The following is a 14385-nucleotide window of genomic DNA, read 5'->3' on the forward strand; positions in this document are numbered from 1 at the left end:
CTGCCGGTCAAACTTGCACGCCGCCGCGGACTGATGGCGTCACTGGCCACACTCGGCCATCTCCAATCACATAGACACGCTCCGCAGGCGCGGCGCGCACCGTCGCGTGGCCGGTAAACGCCCCGAACGCCGGCAGGATCGCGCCCTGTTCGCCCAGCACGAAACACGGCAGCCGCACCGCGTCGGCGCCGCGGCCGCGCAATTGGAACGCCGGATGCAGGTGGCCCGCCAGCACGTAGCCGAGGTCGGAGCTCCCCGGCGCATGACATAGCGCGAATGGCCCCACTATCCACGGCTCGGGCGTAACCGCGATATGCAGTTCCGGCGGTGGATCGCCCGCGTGCAGATCGTGATTGCCGCGCACCAACGTGATCCGCAACTCGGCTGGCAACGCGCGACGCCAGTCGTGCAGTGCTACGAGCACCGCCGCGGTACGCGCCGCCCGCGCATGCAGAAAATCGCCGAGGATCACCAGTTCGCGCGCGCCATGACGCATGACCAGCGCGCGCAGCCGCGCGAGGTTGCTGGCCGTGGTACCGGGCGGCACCGGCTGGCCCAGCGCGCGGAACGATGCGGCCTTGCCGATATGGACGTCCGCCACCAGCAGCATCTGCCGCGCGGGCCACCAAATGGCGTGCTCCGGCAGCAGCCAGAGCGTTTCGCCGGCCACGTTGGCCGCTACCGCGCCGGCTGCGATAAGTTGGTTGGCGTCGTCGTTCATAGCAGCGGCAACGGTTTGGATGGCTTGCGAGCGCGCCTCGGCTTGCGCGGTGCGGCGCTGCCGGCATGATCGCTCATACCGAAGCGCGCGATCGTGGCCACCTTAGTGGCAACCTCAGTGGCCACCTCATTGGCGTCCCCGGGCGCATCGTCCGCTGGCCCCGCCGCGCGCTCGAGTTCCGCCAGCATGCGCGCGATGCGGTCCGCGAGCTTCTCCGTGCTCAGCTTCTCGCGCAGAAACTCCACCACCAGCGGAAACGCAAACGGCGAGGGACGTTTCAGTACGCGCAGATCCAAGGGCAACGCCGCCAGCCGCGCCAGCGTCGCGCCAAGCCGATGGGCATCCAGCTCCTGCATCAACACCTCACGTTCCGCCTGCCCCAGCAGCAGATTGTCGGGATCGTGCTGACGAAATACCTGATAGAACAGACTCGACGACGCCTGCAACTGCCGCGCGCTGCGCGCCTCGCCCGGATACCCCTGAAAAATCAGCCCCGCCACGCGTGCAATCTCGCGGAAGCGCCGCAGCGACAGTTCTCCCGCATTGAGACTGGCCAGCACATCGGCCGCCAGATCGCGATGGCCCTCCTCGGCCAGCACCTCCGGTAGCCAACGCCCCCAGTCGATCTCCGACGGCGTCAGCAACTCCAGCCCATAGTCGTTGACCGCCACCGAGAATGTCGCCGGCAGCTTCTGCCCGAGCCGCCATGCCAGCAGACTGCCAAGCCCGAGATGCACCGAGCGGCCGGCAAACGGATACAAAAACAGGTGCCACCCCTCGCGCGAATGCAGGGTCTCGGCCAGCAATGCATGGCGCGTCGGCACCGCCGACCAGCGCGCCTGCAGATCGACGATTGGCTCGATCAGCGGCAACTCCGGCGTCGTGCGCGGATCCAGCCGTTTTTGCGCGACGGCCTCGAGCATATCGAGCATGGTTTCCGCCAGTTCCGTCGAGAGCGGCATGCGCCCGCCATTCCAGCGCGGTACCACCGGCTTGCGGCCGCTCGCACGCCTTACGTAGGCCGTCATCTCCTGCACCCGCACAAGTTCAAGCAGCCGGCCGCTAAACAGAAAACAATCACCAGGCGCGAGCCGCGCGATAAAACCTTCTTCCACGGAGCCCAGCGATGCACCGCCCGAGCCCGCACGCGACCAATAGCGGACCTGCATGGTCGCATCGCTGACGATCGTGCCCACGCTCATGCGATGACGTCGCGCAAGGCGCGCGTCGGGCACGCGCCAGATGCCCTCCTCGTCCGGCTGCGCGCGCCGGTAGTCGGGGTAGGCCGTCAGTGTCTTGCCGCCCTGCCGCACGAAGTCCAGGCACCATTGCCACTCGTCATCGCCGAGGTCTCGATAGGCCCATGTGGTCCGCACCTCGCGCAACAATTCGTCGGCACGGAACCCGCCGCCCAGCGCGACCGTCACCAGATGCTGGACCAGTACGTCGAGCGGCTGGTCCGGGGACTCGCGCGCCTCGATGCGGCGCGCCGCCACCGCATGCCGCGCGGCCAGCGACTCGACGAGCTCCAGACTGTGGGTCGGCACCACTGTCACGCGTGACGTGCGGCCGGGTGCGTGGCCGGAGCGGCCGGCACGCTGCAACAGCCGCGCCACGCCCTTGGGCGAGCCCACCTGCAGCACGCGCTCCACGGGCAGAAAGTCCACGCCGAGGTCGAGGCTCGACGTGCAGACCACCGCGCGCAACGCGCCCTGCTTGAGGTTGAGTTCGACCCATTCGCGTGTGGCGCGGTCAAGCGAGCCGTGATGCAGGGCGATCTGCCCCGCCCATTCGGGCCGCGCATCGAGCAGCGCCTGGTACCACAGCTCCGCCTGCGAGCGCGTGTTGAGAAAAACCAGCGTGGTGCTGCTTTCATCGAGCTCGCGCACGACATGCGGCAGCATGGACAGACCCAGATGCCCGGCCCATGGAAAGCGGCCGGCATGGTCTGGCAGCAGCGTGTCGATGGTCAGCGCTTTCGGGGCGTGTCCCTGCACACGCACGCGCTTTGCCGCGGGCACGCCGGCCAGCAACACATCGCTGGCATGCTCGATGTTGCCGAGCGTGGCCGAGAGTCCCCACACACGCAGTTCGGGCTGCCACTGATGCAGGCGCGCAAGCGCGAGCTGCGTTTGCACGCCGCGCTTGTTGCCAATCAGCTCGTGCCATTCATCGACGACCACCAACCGCACGCGCCCGAGCGTCTGCCGCGCATCGGCGCGCGTGAGCATCAACGACAGGCTTTCGGGCGTGGTCACAAGCGCGCTCGGCAGCCGACGCGCCTGCGCGGCGCGCTCGCTGCTGCCGGTGTCGCCGGTGCGCAGCGCGACGGTCCAGTTCACGCCGAGCTCGGCCAGCGGCGCCTGCAGCGCGCGTGTGGTGTCGGCGGCCAATGCCCGCATGGGCGTGAGCCACAGCACCGTAAGCGGCGCGGCCTCCTTTTCGGTAGAGGCGAACGCGAGCAGCGCGCCGAGCCATGCAGCGTAGGTCTTGCCGGTGCCGGTGGTGGCATGCAGCAGGCCGCTTTGTCCGGCGCGCACGGCGTCCCAGACTTCGCGCTGGAACGGGAACGGCGTCCACCCGCGCGACGCGAACCATTCGACCAGGCGCGCTTCCAGCGCGTCCTGCGCGGGCGCGGCGCGGCTCGCACCACTCCTTGCCGCGCTCATGCGGGATCCTCTTGCGGCGTGGCGTCCGTGACACCGACGTCGGACGCGCGCAGCATGTCTTCGAGCGTCGCCAGCGTATCGGCCTCTTCGATCGGCTTGTCGGTGCGCCAGCGCAACATGCGTGGAAAGCGCACCGCAATGCCGCTCTTGTGCCGCGTGCTACGGGCAATGCCTTCAAAGCCGAGCTCGAACACCTGCGTCGGCTCCACGCTGCGCACCGGGCCGAATTTCTCGACCGTGGTACGCCGCACAATCGCGTCGACCTTGCGCATCTCCTCGTCGGTCAGCCCCGAGTAGGCCTTGGCAAACGGCACCAGCGCCCGCTCGGGCATGCCGGGCGGGCCGTTCCACACCGCAAACGTGTAATCCGTATATAGACTCGCGCGCCGACCGTGGCCGCGCTGCGCGTAGATCAGCACCGCGTCCACGGTGTACGGATCGATCTTCCATTTCCACCAGATCCCAACGTCGCGTGTGCGGCCCGCGCCGTACGCGGCATCGGCTGCCTTGAGCATAAAACCTTCCACGCCCATCTCGCGCGAGGCCTCGCGCAGCGACGCGAACGCGGCCCAGCTGTCCGCCTCCACGCGCGGACTCAGCTCCAGCGCGGGATGCACGGTGGCTTCGAGTATGCGTTCAAGTTGCGCGCGACGTTCGGCCTGCGGCCGCGCGCGCCAGTCCTCACCCTGCCATTCGAGCAGGTCGTAGGCCATCAGGATCGCGGGCGCATCGCGCAGCAGTTTCGCGCCAAGCGTCTTGCGGCCAATGCGCTGCTGCAACAGCGCAAACGGCTGTACGCGCCGGTCTTTCCAGATCACGATCTCGCCGTCGAGCACCGTACCGTCGGGCAGCAACGCGGCGGCCTCGGCCAGTTCGGGGAAGCGCTCGGTAATCAGTTCCTCGCCGCGCGACCATAGCCAGGTATCTCCTTGCCTTCGCACCAGCTGCGCGCGAATGCCATCCCATTTCCATTCGACGAGCCACCGCGCGGGGTCGCCGAGCTCCGCGTCGAATGTATCGACGGGCGCCTGCAACGGATGCGCGAGGAAGAACGGATACGGCTGGCCGCCGCGCGTGACGCTGTCATCCTCACCGGTGGAAACCAGCGCCAGAAAGCGTGCCGCATCGGGACGCGCGGACAGATCGGTATAGCCGACCATGCGCTCGGCCACGCGCTTCGGATCGATGTCGGCCACCGCGCCGAGCGCGCGCGTCACCAGCAGCCGCGATACGCCCACGCGGAAACTGCCGGTAATCAGCTTGAACAGCACCAGCCGGCCGCGTGCATCGAGCGGTCGCCACAGTGCGTCGAGCCGCTGCATCACCTCGTCGGGTGGCAGACCGCGCAATGGCAGCACGCGTTGCTCGACCCATTCGGCCAGCCCCGCCTCGTCAGCCTGAATCGGCTCCGGCAGTAGCAGCGCGATGGTTTCGGCGAGATCGCCCACGGCCTGATAGCTTTCCTCGAACAGCCACTCGGGCAATCCCGCGGCGCGCTGCGCAACCTCGCGCAACATCGCCACCGGCACGATCTGACGCGGCTTGCCGCCCGCGAGGAAGAACACCGCCCATGCCGCATCGCGGGGGGGCGCATGACGCAGATACTCGACCAGCGCGGCGAGCTTGGCGTTGCTTGACGTAGTGCCGTCGAGCGCGGCATAGAGATCGGCGAACGCCTTCATGTTGCACGCCCCTCGGGGTCGGTGTCCGCCACCGCCTGTGCGTCGGCATCTTCCTCCTCGCCATAAGCCGTCTCGAACGCCTGTGCGCGCCAGCCCCGCTCCGATAGATACCGCACCATCACCGGCACATTGCCATGCGTCACGATCACACGCTCCGCGCCGGTGGCCGAGATCGCCGACAGCAGCCCGGGCCAGTCCGCATGATCGGACAACGCAAAGCCGCGATCGACCCCACGCCGGCGCCGCGTGCCACGCAGCTGCATCCACCCACTGGCAAACGCATCGGACGCATCGCCAAAGCGCCGCAGCCACGGCGACCCCTGCGCCGATGGCGGCGCCACGATCAGCGCCCGTCGCAGCGCGGGACTACGCGCAGGCAGATCGGTCGCCAGCATAACTGGCGGCAATTCAACGCCCGCCTCACGATATGCCTGATTCAACGACGTCAACGCGCCATGCCCGACGATCGGTCCCGGCAACGCCCCCGACAGCGCCAAAGTCGCACCTGCATGCCGCATCAATCCAGACAGAATGCGCTGCGCCTTGCCAAATGCGTACGCATACACCACGCTCGCGCGCCCCGCAGCGGCATTGACGCACCACCAATCGAAGATCTCGGCCATCAGCGTGGCCTGCGTGGGCCAGCGATAGATCGGCAACCCGAACGTGCTCTCGGTAATAAACGTATCGCACCGCACCGGCTCGAACGGCGCGCATGTGCCATCGTCCTCAACCTTGTAGTCGCCCGAGGCCACCCACACGCGTCCGCCATGCTCGAGACGCACCTGCGCGGAGCCCAGCACGTGTCCAGCCGGATGCAGACTCAGCGTCACGCCGCGATGCACGATGCGCTCGCCATACGGCAACGTGTCGAGCGTGATGCCCGGCAGCCGCGCCAGCAACAAGCCGCGTCCGGGTTCCGCGCACAGGTAATGCCCATGGCCGATGCGCGCATGGTCGGAGTGGGCGTGGGTAATCACCGCGTGCGACACCGGCCGCCACGGGTCGATATAGAAATCGCCCGGCGGGCAATACAGACCCTCGGGCCGCGCCACGATCAGATCTTGCGGATCGATGCTCTGCATAGTGGCCCTCCTTGCAGTGACATTGTGGCGCCGCCCCCTGCCGGGTCCAGACGACACGATCTTTTCGTCGTGTCGGCGCATTCCCACAATATGCCGCGTAAATCACATCGAAGCGAATTACGCCGAAATCGCTTCTGCCGTCAATCAGCCGGAGGCCGATAGTGTGAACTATCAATCCCACCTAGAATGATTTTGCGAATTCCGTGGTCCCGCCCGACGCCCCGCATTCCCGCGGCGTGCGCCGGCCCTGCCCAATTCAGATCCCTACATCCAATGCGACAAGAAAACCAGCGACTCGCCGACCTGCTACGCGACGACCAGGACGCCATCCTCAAGAGCTGGACCGCCGAATATCACGCCAGCGCGGGCGGCCGCGGCATCAGCCAGGCATTGGCCGCCGAACAGGCCGCCATTCTCAAGGGCCTGGAGGCGGGTGTACGCGCCGATGGCAGCGCCGCCGACTTCGACAGCACACGATGGACGGCCTTGCGCGACACGCTCGGCCAGCTATCACAATCGCGCGCCGCGCAAGGCGAAACCGCCGATGTGACCAGCGCCTTCGTGCTGGCCATCAAGCGCCCGATCTTCGATGGACTGCAGCGCCATCGCGGCGATGTGGACGCGCAGATCGAAGTGCTGTGGGCCGCGTCGGCGATCGTCGATCGCATGGCGCAGTGGACCCTGTCTGTCTACCAGCGCACGCGCGAGGACATCATCTCGCGCCAGCAGCATGAACTGCTGGAACTGTCCACGCCGGTCATCAAGCTGTGGGAAGGCGTGCTCGCGGTGCCCGTGATCGGCACGCTCGACAGCAGCCGCGCGCAGATCGTCATGGAGACGTTGCTCGAGCGTCTGGTGGAAACCGGCTCCGAGCTCGCGATTATCGACATCACCGGCGTGCCGACCGTCGACACACTGGTGGCACAGCATCTGATGAAGACTGTCACCGCGATCCGCCTGATGGGCGCGGAATCCATCATCAGCGGTATTCGTCCGCAGATCGCGCAGACCATCGTGCATCTGGGCATCGATCTGCAGGGCATTCAGACCAAGGCCACGCTGGCCGACGCCCTCGCCGACGCGATGCGCCGGACCGGCCATGTGGTCACGCGCCGCACCAGCTAAGCGAGAACCGTCATGGAACGTATTCCAATCCTGCGCATGGGCAAGTTCCTGCTGGTCACGATCCAGATCGACATGCAGGATCAGACCGCGCTGCAGTTGCAGGAAGACCTTGCCGGCAAGATCGAGAAGACCGGCGCGCACGGCGTGCTGATCGACGTCTCCGCGCTCGAGATGGTGGACTCGTTTATCGGCCGCATGCTGGTCAGCATCTCGGGTATCGCACGCATTCTCGGCGCGGATACCGTGGTGGTGGGCATTCAGCCCGCAGTGGCCATCACACTGGTGGAGCTCGGGCTGTCGCTTACCGGTGTGCGCACCGCCCTCAATGTGGAGCGCGGCATGGTCATGCTAGAGGCCGCGCGGGATCAATTGCCATGAGCCTACAACCGAGCGCAACGCTGGCGCCAACGGGCAGCACGCCGCTACGCGACGAGCGCGACATCGTGCAGGCACGCGCGATCGTGCGCACCCTGTCGGTAGGCCTCAAGTTCTCGCTGGTCGAGCAGACCAAGATGATCACCGCCGCCAGCGAGCTCGCGCGCAACACCGTGGTCTACGGGCGCGGTGGCGAGATGCGATGGCTGGTCATCGACGACGTGGGGCGCCGGGGCCTGCGTCTGGATTTCGAGGATAAGGGGCCCGGCATTCCCGATGTCGAGCAGGCGCTGGTCGATGGCTGGACCACCGGCAGTGGGCTAGGCATGGGGCTGTCGGGCAGCAAGCGATTGGTGAATGAGTTCGCCATCCGTACCAACGTTGGCGAGGGAACCTGTGTCAGCATCACTCGGTGGAAATAGCACCCACGGGCCGCATATCGCGATTCCGATGGGAGATCCCAGCCGCGTCGGCGAAGCGCGTCGGTTGGCTGCGGACGTGGCCGCGCGGCTTGGATTCGACGCGATCCAGTCCGGTCGGCTCGCCGTGGTGGTCAACGAACTGGGCAACAACCTGCTGCGCCACGCGGTAGGCGGACGTCTGCTGATTGGCGCGCGCACGATCGGCGACGGCGTGGCCATCGAACTGATTTCGATGGACCAGGGGCCCGGCATCGCCGATATCCAGACCAGCATGCGCGACGGCCATTCCACCGCCGGCAGCGCGGGTCAGGGGCTTGGCGCGATGCAGCGCATGGCCGACGATTTCGATATCCATTCGCGGGCGGGTGAAGGCACCCTGATCCTCGCCCGCTTCTATCGCGAACGCGACAGCCGCGGCGGCGCGCGGCGCCTCCCCGGCTTTGCGGTCGGTGCGATCTGCCTGGCCGCACCGGGCGAGCGCGTCAGCGGCGATGGCTGGAGCGTGTCCATCAATGGCGGCACGGCCGAGGTCATGGTCGCCGACGGCCTGGGTCACGGGCCGGACGCCGCCGCCGCCGCGGATGCCGCACTGCATGCCTTCGACCAACCGCGACCGCCCGGTGCCGACCGCTTTATCGAACATGCGCACAAAGCCCTGCGCGGCACGCGCGGCGCCGCCATCGCGATGGCCCGGCTCGACGCGGAGGCCGGTCGCATCCGATTTGCCGGCGCGGGCAACGTGATCGGGCGTATTCTCTCCGGTGTAACCGATCGCACGCTGCTGACCCAGAACGGCACCGCTGGCGTGCAGTTGCGCACCAACGTGCAGGAGCAGGAGATCGAGTGGCCGGCGCATGCGCTGCTGCTGCTTTTCTCGGACGGCGTGCAGTCGCGCTGGCAGCTCGATGAACCCAGTCTGCTGCAACGGGATCCGGCCCTCGTGGCCGCCTTCGTCATCTGGAAATTCTGCCGCGGCCGCGACGATGCCACCGTGGTGGTAATCCGCCGCGCGGAGACCTGAACATGGCCGAACACGACAACGACGACGTCGCCACTCTCCGAGCTACACTCGAGGCGCGCACGCTGGAACTGGAGTCCTTGCGCGCGGAGCTCGAAGAGACCAATCGCGGTGTACTCGCGCTGTACTCGGAACTCGATGTGCAGGCCGAACAGCTGCGTCAGGCCACCGAGCTCAAGAGCCGGTTCCTGGCCTATATGAGCCACGAGTTTCGCACGCCGATCGTAGCGATCCAGAGCATTACGCGCCTGCTGATCGACCGCGTGGACGGCCCGCTCACCTCGGAGCAGGAACGCCAGGTCACGTTCGTGCGCGATACCGCCGCCGAGTTCGCCGAGATGGTCAACGACCTGCTCGACCTCGCACGGCTGGAAGCAGGCCGCGTGGACGTGTCGCCGGCATGGTTCGATATGGTCGCGCTGTTCGATGCGCTGCGCGGCATGTTCAAGCCGGTGCTGACCAATCCCGAACTGTCGCTGATTTTCGAAGAACCGCACGACATCCCGAAGCTGTTCAGCGACGACCGCAAGGTGTCGCACATCCTGCGCAACTTTATCTCCAACGCGCTCAAGTTCACGCCGGGCGGCGAGGTTCGCGTGTCCGCCCACAGCGACGATCCCGCGACCATCACGTTCTCGGTGCGCGACACCGGCATTGGTATCCCCGCCGAGGCGCACGACGCGGTGTTTCAGGACTTCGTGCAGATCGATTCCCCGCTGCAACGGCGCTATCGTGGCTCGGGCCTCGGGCTGGCGCTCAGCAAGCGGCTGGCCGAAGTGCTGGGTGGCAGCGTCGGCTTCGAAAGCGAAGTCGGCGTCGGCTCGCGTTTCTACGTCACCCTGCCGGTCACATATGGCGCCCCTCCCAATGTCTCGTCTGCTGGCGCCCCGGATAGCAAAGCCGGCAGTACCGTAAATGGAAACGGCCATGGACAATGATCCGGTGCTCCCGCTGACCGCGGGCGGTATGCCACCGCTGGTGCTGGTCGTCGACGACAATCCCGTGACGCGCTATGCCACGGTCCGCACGTTGTCGGCCGCGGGCTTCCGCACCATCGAGGCCGAAAGCGGCCAGGAAGCGCTGCAGCGCGCCGACGTGACGGTCTCCGCGATCGTGCTCGATGTCAACCTGCCTGATATCGATGGCTTCCAGGTTTGCCGCACACTACGCGGCCGGCCGGATACCTCGACCGTGCCCGTGGTGCATCTGTCAGCGACGTACGTGCAGGACTACGACAAGGTGCGCGGCCTCGATGCTGGCGCCAGCGCCTACCTGATCCACCCCGCCGAGCCCGCCGTGCTGGTCGCCACGATCTCGTCGCTGCTGCGCGCGAGCGCCGCGGAACGCTCGATGCGCGAGTCCGAGTCGCGCTTCCGCGCGATCTATCACCAGGCCATCGGCGGCATCTGCACGATCGACCTCGATGGCCGCTTCGTCGATGTCAATCCGGCCATGCAGCGCGTGCTGCGCCGGCCGCCCGAGGAATTGATCGGGCAACCGCTCGCATCGTTCGCGCCGCCAGCCTGGCACGACCGCGTGGAAGAAGCCACCGGCCCCCATGCCATCGACGGCTGGCAAGGCGCGTTCCCGCTGCTCGATGCCGAAGGCGAGCTGACGTTCTTCGAGTGGAGCATCTCGGCGGTACTCGAGACCGGCGTCAAGGTTGCCGTCGCCTCCAATATCACCGATCGCGTCAACCTCGAACAGCAGCGCGAGCAGTTGATCGAACGCGAGCAGGCCGCGCGGGCCGCGGTCGAGCGGCTCAATCGCATGAAGGACGACTTTATCGCGATCCTCTCGCACGAACTGCGCAATCCGCTCAACGTCATCTCGGTGTGGACCCACGTGCTCGGCCGCCATATCGACTCCGACGAAGGCCGCCGCGGACTGGCGGCGGTGGAGCGCAATATCGCCATTCAACGGCGTCTGGTGGCGGATCTCGTCGATGTGTCGATGCTCAACGTCGGCAAGATGAAGCTCGAACGCGAGCGGACCAATCCCGCGGAAGTCGTCCGCAATGCGCTGGAAAGCATGCAAGCCGCCGCGCTGGAACGCCGCGTGACGATCGAGCTCGACTTCTCCCCTAGCCTTGCCACCGAGGCGTGGATCGATGCCGCGCGCTTCCAGCAGATCCTCTGGAACCTGCTGTCCAACGCCATCAAATTCTCGCCCGAGGGCGGCATCGTGCGTATCGTCGCGCGCTCCGATGCCGACGCGCTGCAGATCGCCGTCGTCGATCAGGGTCGCGGCATCTCGGCCGAATTCCTGCCGCTACTGTTCGACCGCTTCACGCAGAGCGATGACACCAATCGCCGCAAGCATGGTGGCCTCGGGCTCGGCCTGGCCATCGTCAAGCATCTGGCCGAAATGCATGGTGGCTCGGTGCTGGCCCGCAGCGCTGGCGAGAATCAGGGCTCGACATTCGAGGTCTCGATCCCGCTCCGGGACACCGCGGCGGACGGCGACGCCGCACGCGGCCAGCCCGCGGTCACGCAGCAGTCGGTCCCGCTCAATGCGCTCGATATCCTCGTGGTCGAGGACGATGCCGATGCCGCCGGGGCGCTATCGGCGATTCTCGCCGGCTACGGTGCACGCGTGCGATGCGCGCGCGACTGCGACGAAGCGCTGGCGCAGATGCAACAGGCCACGCCCGATCTCGTCATCAGTGATATCGGATTACCGGGTCGTGACGGTAACGACCTCATCCGCGATATCCGCATCCGCGAAACCATGGAGTCGCTCGCGCGCGTGCCGGCCATCGCGCTGACCGCCTTCACGCGCCAGCAGGACCGCCGCGTAGCGCTGGAGTCTGGCTTTGACGCGGTTTGCGGCAAACCGCTGCGGTTGCAGGACCTCCTGAACGCGATAGAGGCGACGCTCGGCACTGGCCGTTAATTGCCAATTAACCCGTGGCTGAGCAGAAGACTCCGACTGCTTAAAGAGAAATATCCGAGAAATTGACGTTATTTGAGCGAAATCTGACAACGAATTAGCGTATTTACGCGATAAATTTCGTAGATCTCTTATTTCGCTGCGGTAGCTGGATGGGCACCATTTGTTGGTTCTTAAACGCGAATCATTCGCATGAGCCAACGAAACATGACATCCAGCTTGCCAACCCAACCCGCACAACCCGCGCCAGGCAGCCGCCTGCGCCCACTCGCCGCACTGGCCCGCCTTGCCGTGGTGACCGGCTTCCCGCTATGCGGCACCGCCCTCGCCCAGACACCCGCCGCGCTACCCCATACCGGCACGCTCTCCCCAGTCACCATCACCGGTGCGTCGCTCGCCGCGGCCGACCCCAGAGGCCAGCAACTGGAGAAGCCCTTCGCCAACGGTGCGCTCGGCGCCCGCGCGCAGCTCGACACACCGTATTCGACAACGATCGTCAGCGGTGAAGATCTCGCCGATCGTCAGGTCACCAAGCTCGGCGATATTTTCGCGCTCGATGCCTCGGTCACCGACAACAGCAACGCCAACAGCGCATGGAACGCGTACCTGACCGTGCGCGGCGTGCCGCTCGACTGGCAGCGTTCGTTCAAGATCAACGGCATGCCGTATGTCGGATATGGCAACACGCTGCCCTACGAGCAACTCGAGCAGGTGGAGCTGCTCAAGGGGCCGTCGGCATTCATGTACGGCTTTGCCACGCCGGGTGGCACTCTCAACTACGTCACGAAGAAGCCGCCGGAACAGTTTTTCGCCAGCATCGACCTCGGCTATCGCAGCGGGCATGCGTGGGGCGAGCACATCGATATCGGCGGACGCGCGGGTCGCGACGGCATGTTCGGCTATCGGCTGAACCTCACGCACGAGGAAGGCAAACCCTCCAACGCCGTTGGCCTGAACCGCAACGCGGTGTCGCTCGGCCTCGAGGCGCGCCTCACGCGCGCGCTTACCTGGACGTTCGATGGCATCTATCAGGATCGCAATGCATGGGGGCAGACGCCGACGTTCGCCACCTACGCCATCAAGGGCAAGCAGTTGCCGGGTTTCGTCAGCGGCCGCGCCGGTGTGTTTGCCGGACCGGACCAGCATCTCTACACCAACCTGCAGCTATATACGACCGGTCTGCGCTATGCGCTGAATCCGGACTGGACCGTCAGCGCGCGCTACAGCTTTGCCAAGCAATGGCGCAATCGCAATGAGACCACGTACGTACTGCAGGACGCCGCCGGCAACTACGACGACTATCGCTACTACGGCATTCAGGGCCATCAGTTCAACTATGTCGACGCGATGGTCGAAGGCAAGTTCCGTACGGGCCCATTCGCGCACCAGTTCGTGGCGGGCGTGTCCGGCCAGAAGCAGCTCAACCGCTATAGCCGCGGCACCGGTCGCTGGTTTCTGCTCGGCACCGGCAATATCTTCCAGCCGAGTACCAATGTCTTCTACACGCCCGGCGGCCTCTCGACGTTCCGCGCGAGCGATATCGTGCAGAAGGCCGCCTTTGCCTCCGACACGGTACACCTGACCGAACGCTGGTCGGTCCTGGCCGGCGTGCGCTACACCAACTTCTCGCAGCACAGCTACAACCGCGGCGGCACGGTCAAAAGCGTCTACAGCAAGAGCGGTGTGATCTCCCCCACCGCCGCGCTGATGTTCAAGCCGACCCCGCTCGCCACGCTCTACGCCAGCTACGTCGAATCGCTCGAGCCCGGCACCCAGGTGACGGACCCGAGCCTCGCCAACTTCGGCCAGCAACTCAACCCGGTCCGCAGCAGACAGTACGAGGTCGGCGCCAAGACGGAACAGGGCAACTGGACCGGCACCGCCGCGTTGTTCCGGCTCGAGCGCGGCGCGCAGTACCGCCAGGGCAACTATATGGCGCAGGACGGTCTGGAGGTCTATCAGGGCGTGGAACTCGATGGCTACACGCGCATCGGCCAATGGGACGTCAAGGGCAGCGCGATGGCGCTCCGTACACGCTACGCGCGCGGGGCTCAGAACGACGGCAACCGCGTGGCCGGCGCACCGAGCTTCGTGCTGGCAGGCGCGGTGGGCTATCGCCTGCCATTTGTGCCGGGCCTGCGTATCGGCGTGGATGCCAAGTACACCGGCAGCGTCAAGCTGCGCCCGGCCGGGGATATCGCACTGGGCGGCTATACGGTGTTCAACGCTGGCGCGAGCTACACCACGCGTCTGGCGGGCCGCGACATTACGCTGCGCGCGGTGCTCTCCAACCTGACCAACAAACGCTATTGGGGCTTCCAGTACGCCGATTACATGCAACCGGCCGATCCGCGTGCGATCAGCCTCAATGCAAAAATCTCGTATTGATGCGATCT

General features: G+C 66.2%; 11 protein-coding genes. 7 read left to right on the top strand and 4 right to left on the bottom strand.

The window, feature by feature from the left end; all coding sequences use genetic code 11:
- Positions 1 to 7: 7 nt before the first annotated feature.
- From pdeM to LDO41_RS23105, 4 genes are read right to left on the bottom strand one after another with little or no spacing between them, the layout of a single operon-like run.
- Positions 8 to 721: a ligase-associated DNA damage response endonuclease PdeM gene (gene pdeM / locus LDO41_RS23090; protein WP_223992440.1), complete on the bottom strand. Its 714-nt coding sequence runs from the start codon at positions 719 to 721 to the stop codon at positions 8 to 10.
- On the bottom strand, positions 718 to 3390 hold the full coding sequence (locus tag LDO41_RS23095) for a ligase-associated DNA damage response DEXH box helicase (RefSeq protein ID WP_223992442.1): 2673 nt from the start codon (positions 3388 to 3390) through the stop codon (positions 718 to 720). Before LDO41_RS23095 ends, pdeM begins: the two co-directional genes overlap by 4 nt.
- Entirely contained in the window at positions 3387 to 5072 is a 1686-nt protein-coding gene (locus tag LDO41_RS23100) for an ATP-dependent DNA ligase (RefSeq protein WP_223992444.1), read from the bottom strand. Before LDO41_RS23100 ends, LDO41_RS23095 begins: the two co-directional genes overlap by 4 nt.
- Positions 5069 to 6157, bottom strand: a complete 1089-nt coding sequence (locus tag LDO41_RS23105; RefSeq protein ID WP_223992446.1) for a ligase-associated DNA damage response exonuclease — start codon at positions 6155 to 6157, stop codon at positions 5069 to 5071. The genes LDO41_RS23100 and LDO41_RS23105 overlap by 4 nt, the downstream gene beginning before the upstream one ends.
- A 273-nt stretch (positions 6158 to 6430) precedes the next feature.
- On the opposite strand from LDO41_RS23105, the gene LDO41_RS23110 reads away from it, so the two are divergent.
- From LDO41_RS23110 to LDO41_RS23140, 7 genes are all read left to right on the top strand, one after another.
- On the top strand, positions 6431 to 7282 hold the full coding sequence (locus LDO41_RS23110; RefSeq protein WP_223992448.1) for an STAS domain-containing protein: 852 nt from the start codon (positions 6431 to 6433) through the stop codon (positions 7280 to 7282).
- 12 nt (positions 7283 to 7294) lie between these two features.
- Positions 7295 to 7660 (top strand): STAS domain-containing protein, encoded by a 366-nt coding sequence (locus LDO41_RS23115; protein ID WP_223992450.1) that lies wholly within the window; start codon positions 7295 to 7297, stop codon positions 7658 to 7660.
- Complete coding sequence (locus LDO41_RS23120) at positions 7657 to 8079, top strand: anti-sigma regulatory factor (RefSeq protein WP_223992452.1); 423 nt, start codon at positions 7657 to 7659, stop codon at positions 8077 to 8079. The genes LDO41_RS23115 and LDO41_RS23120 overlap by 4 nt, the downstream gene beginning before the upstream one ends.
- A gap of 28 nt (positions 8080 to 8107) precedes the next feature.
- Positions 8108 to 9100 (top strand): ATP-binding SpoIIE family protein phosphatase, encoded by a 993-nt coding sequence (locus tag LDO41_RS23125; RefSeq protein WP_223992454.1) that lies wholly within the window; start codon positions 8108 to 8110, stop codon positions 9098 to 9100.
- A 2-nt stretch (positions 9101 to 9102) separates the two neighbouring features.
- Complete coding sequence (locus LDO41_RS23130) at positions 9103 to 10035, top strand: sensor histidine kinase (RefSeq protein ID WP_223992456.1); 933 nt, start codon at positions 9103 to 9105, stop codon at positions 10033 to 10035.
- Positions 10025 to 11992 carry a hybrid sensor histidine kinase/response regulator gene (locus tag LDO41_RS23135; RefSeq protein WP_223992458.1) on the top strand — a complete coding sequence of 656 codons (1968 nt, stop codon included), beginning with the start codon at positions 10025 to 10027 and terminating at the stop codon, positions 11990 to 11992. The genes LDO41_RS23130 and LDO41_RS23135 overlap by 11 nt, the downstream gene beginning before the upstream one ends.
- A 204-nt stretch (positions 11993 to 12196) precedes the next feature.
- Positions 12197 to 14377 (top strand): TonB-dependent siderophore receptor, encoded by a 2181-nt coding sequence (locus tag LDO41_RS23140; protein WP_223992460.1) that lies wholly within the window; start codon positions 12197 to 12199, stop codon positions 14375 to 14377.
- The last annotated feature ends 8 nt before the right edge of the window (positions 14378 to 14385 follow it).

Origin of the sequence: Cupriavidus pampae (assembly GCF_914271485.1) — a bacterium.
Lineage (GTDB): Bacteria > Pseudomonadota > Gammaproteobacteria > Burkholderiales > Burkholderiaceae > Cupriavidus > Cupriavidus pampae.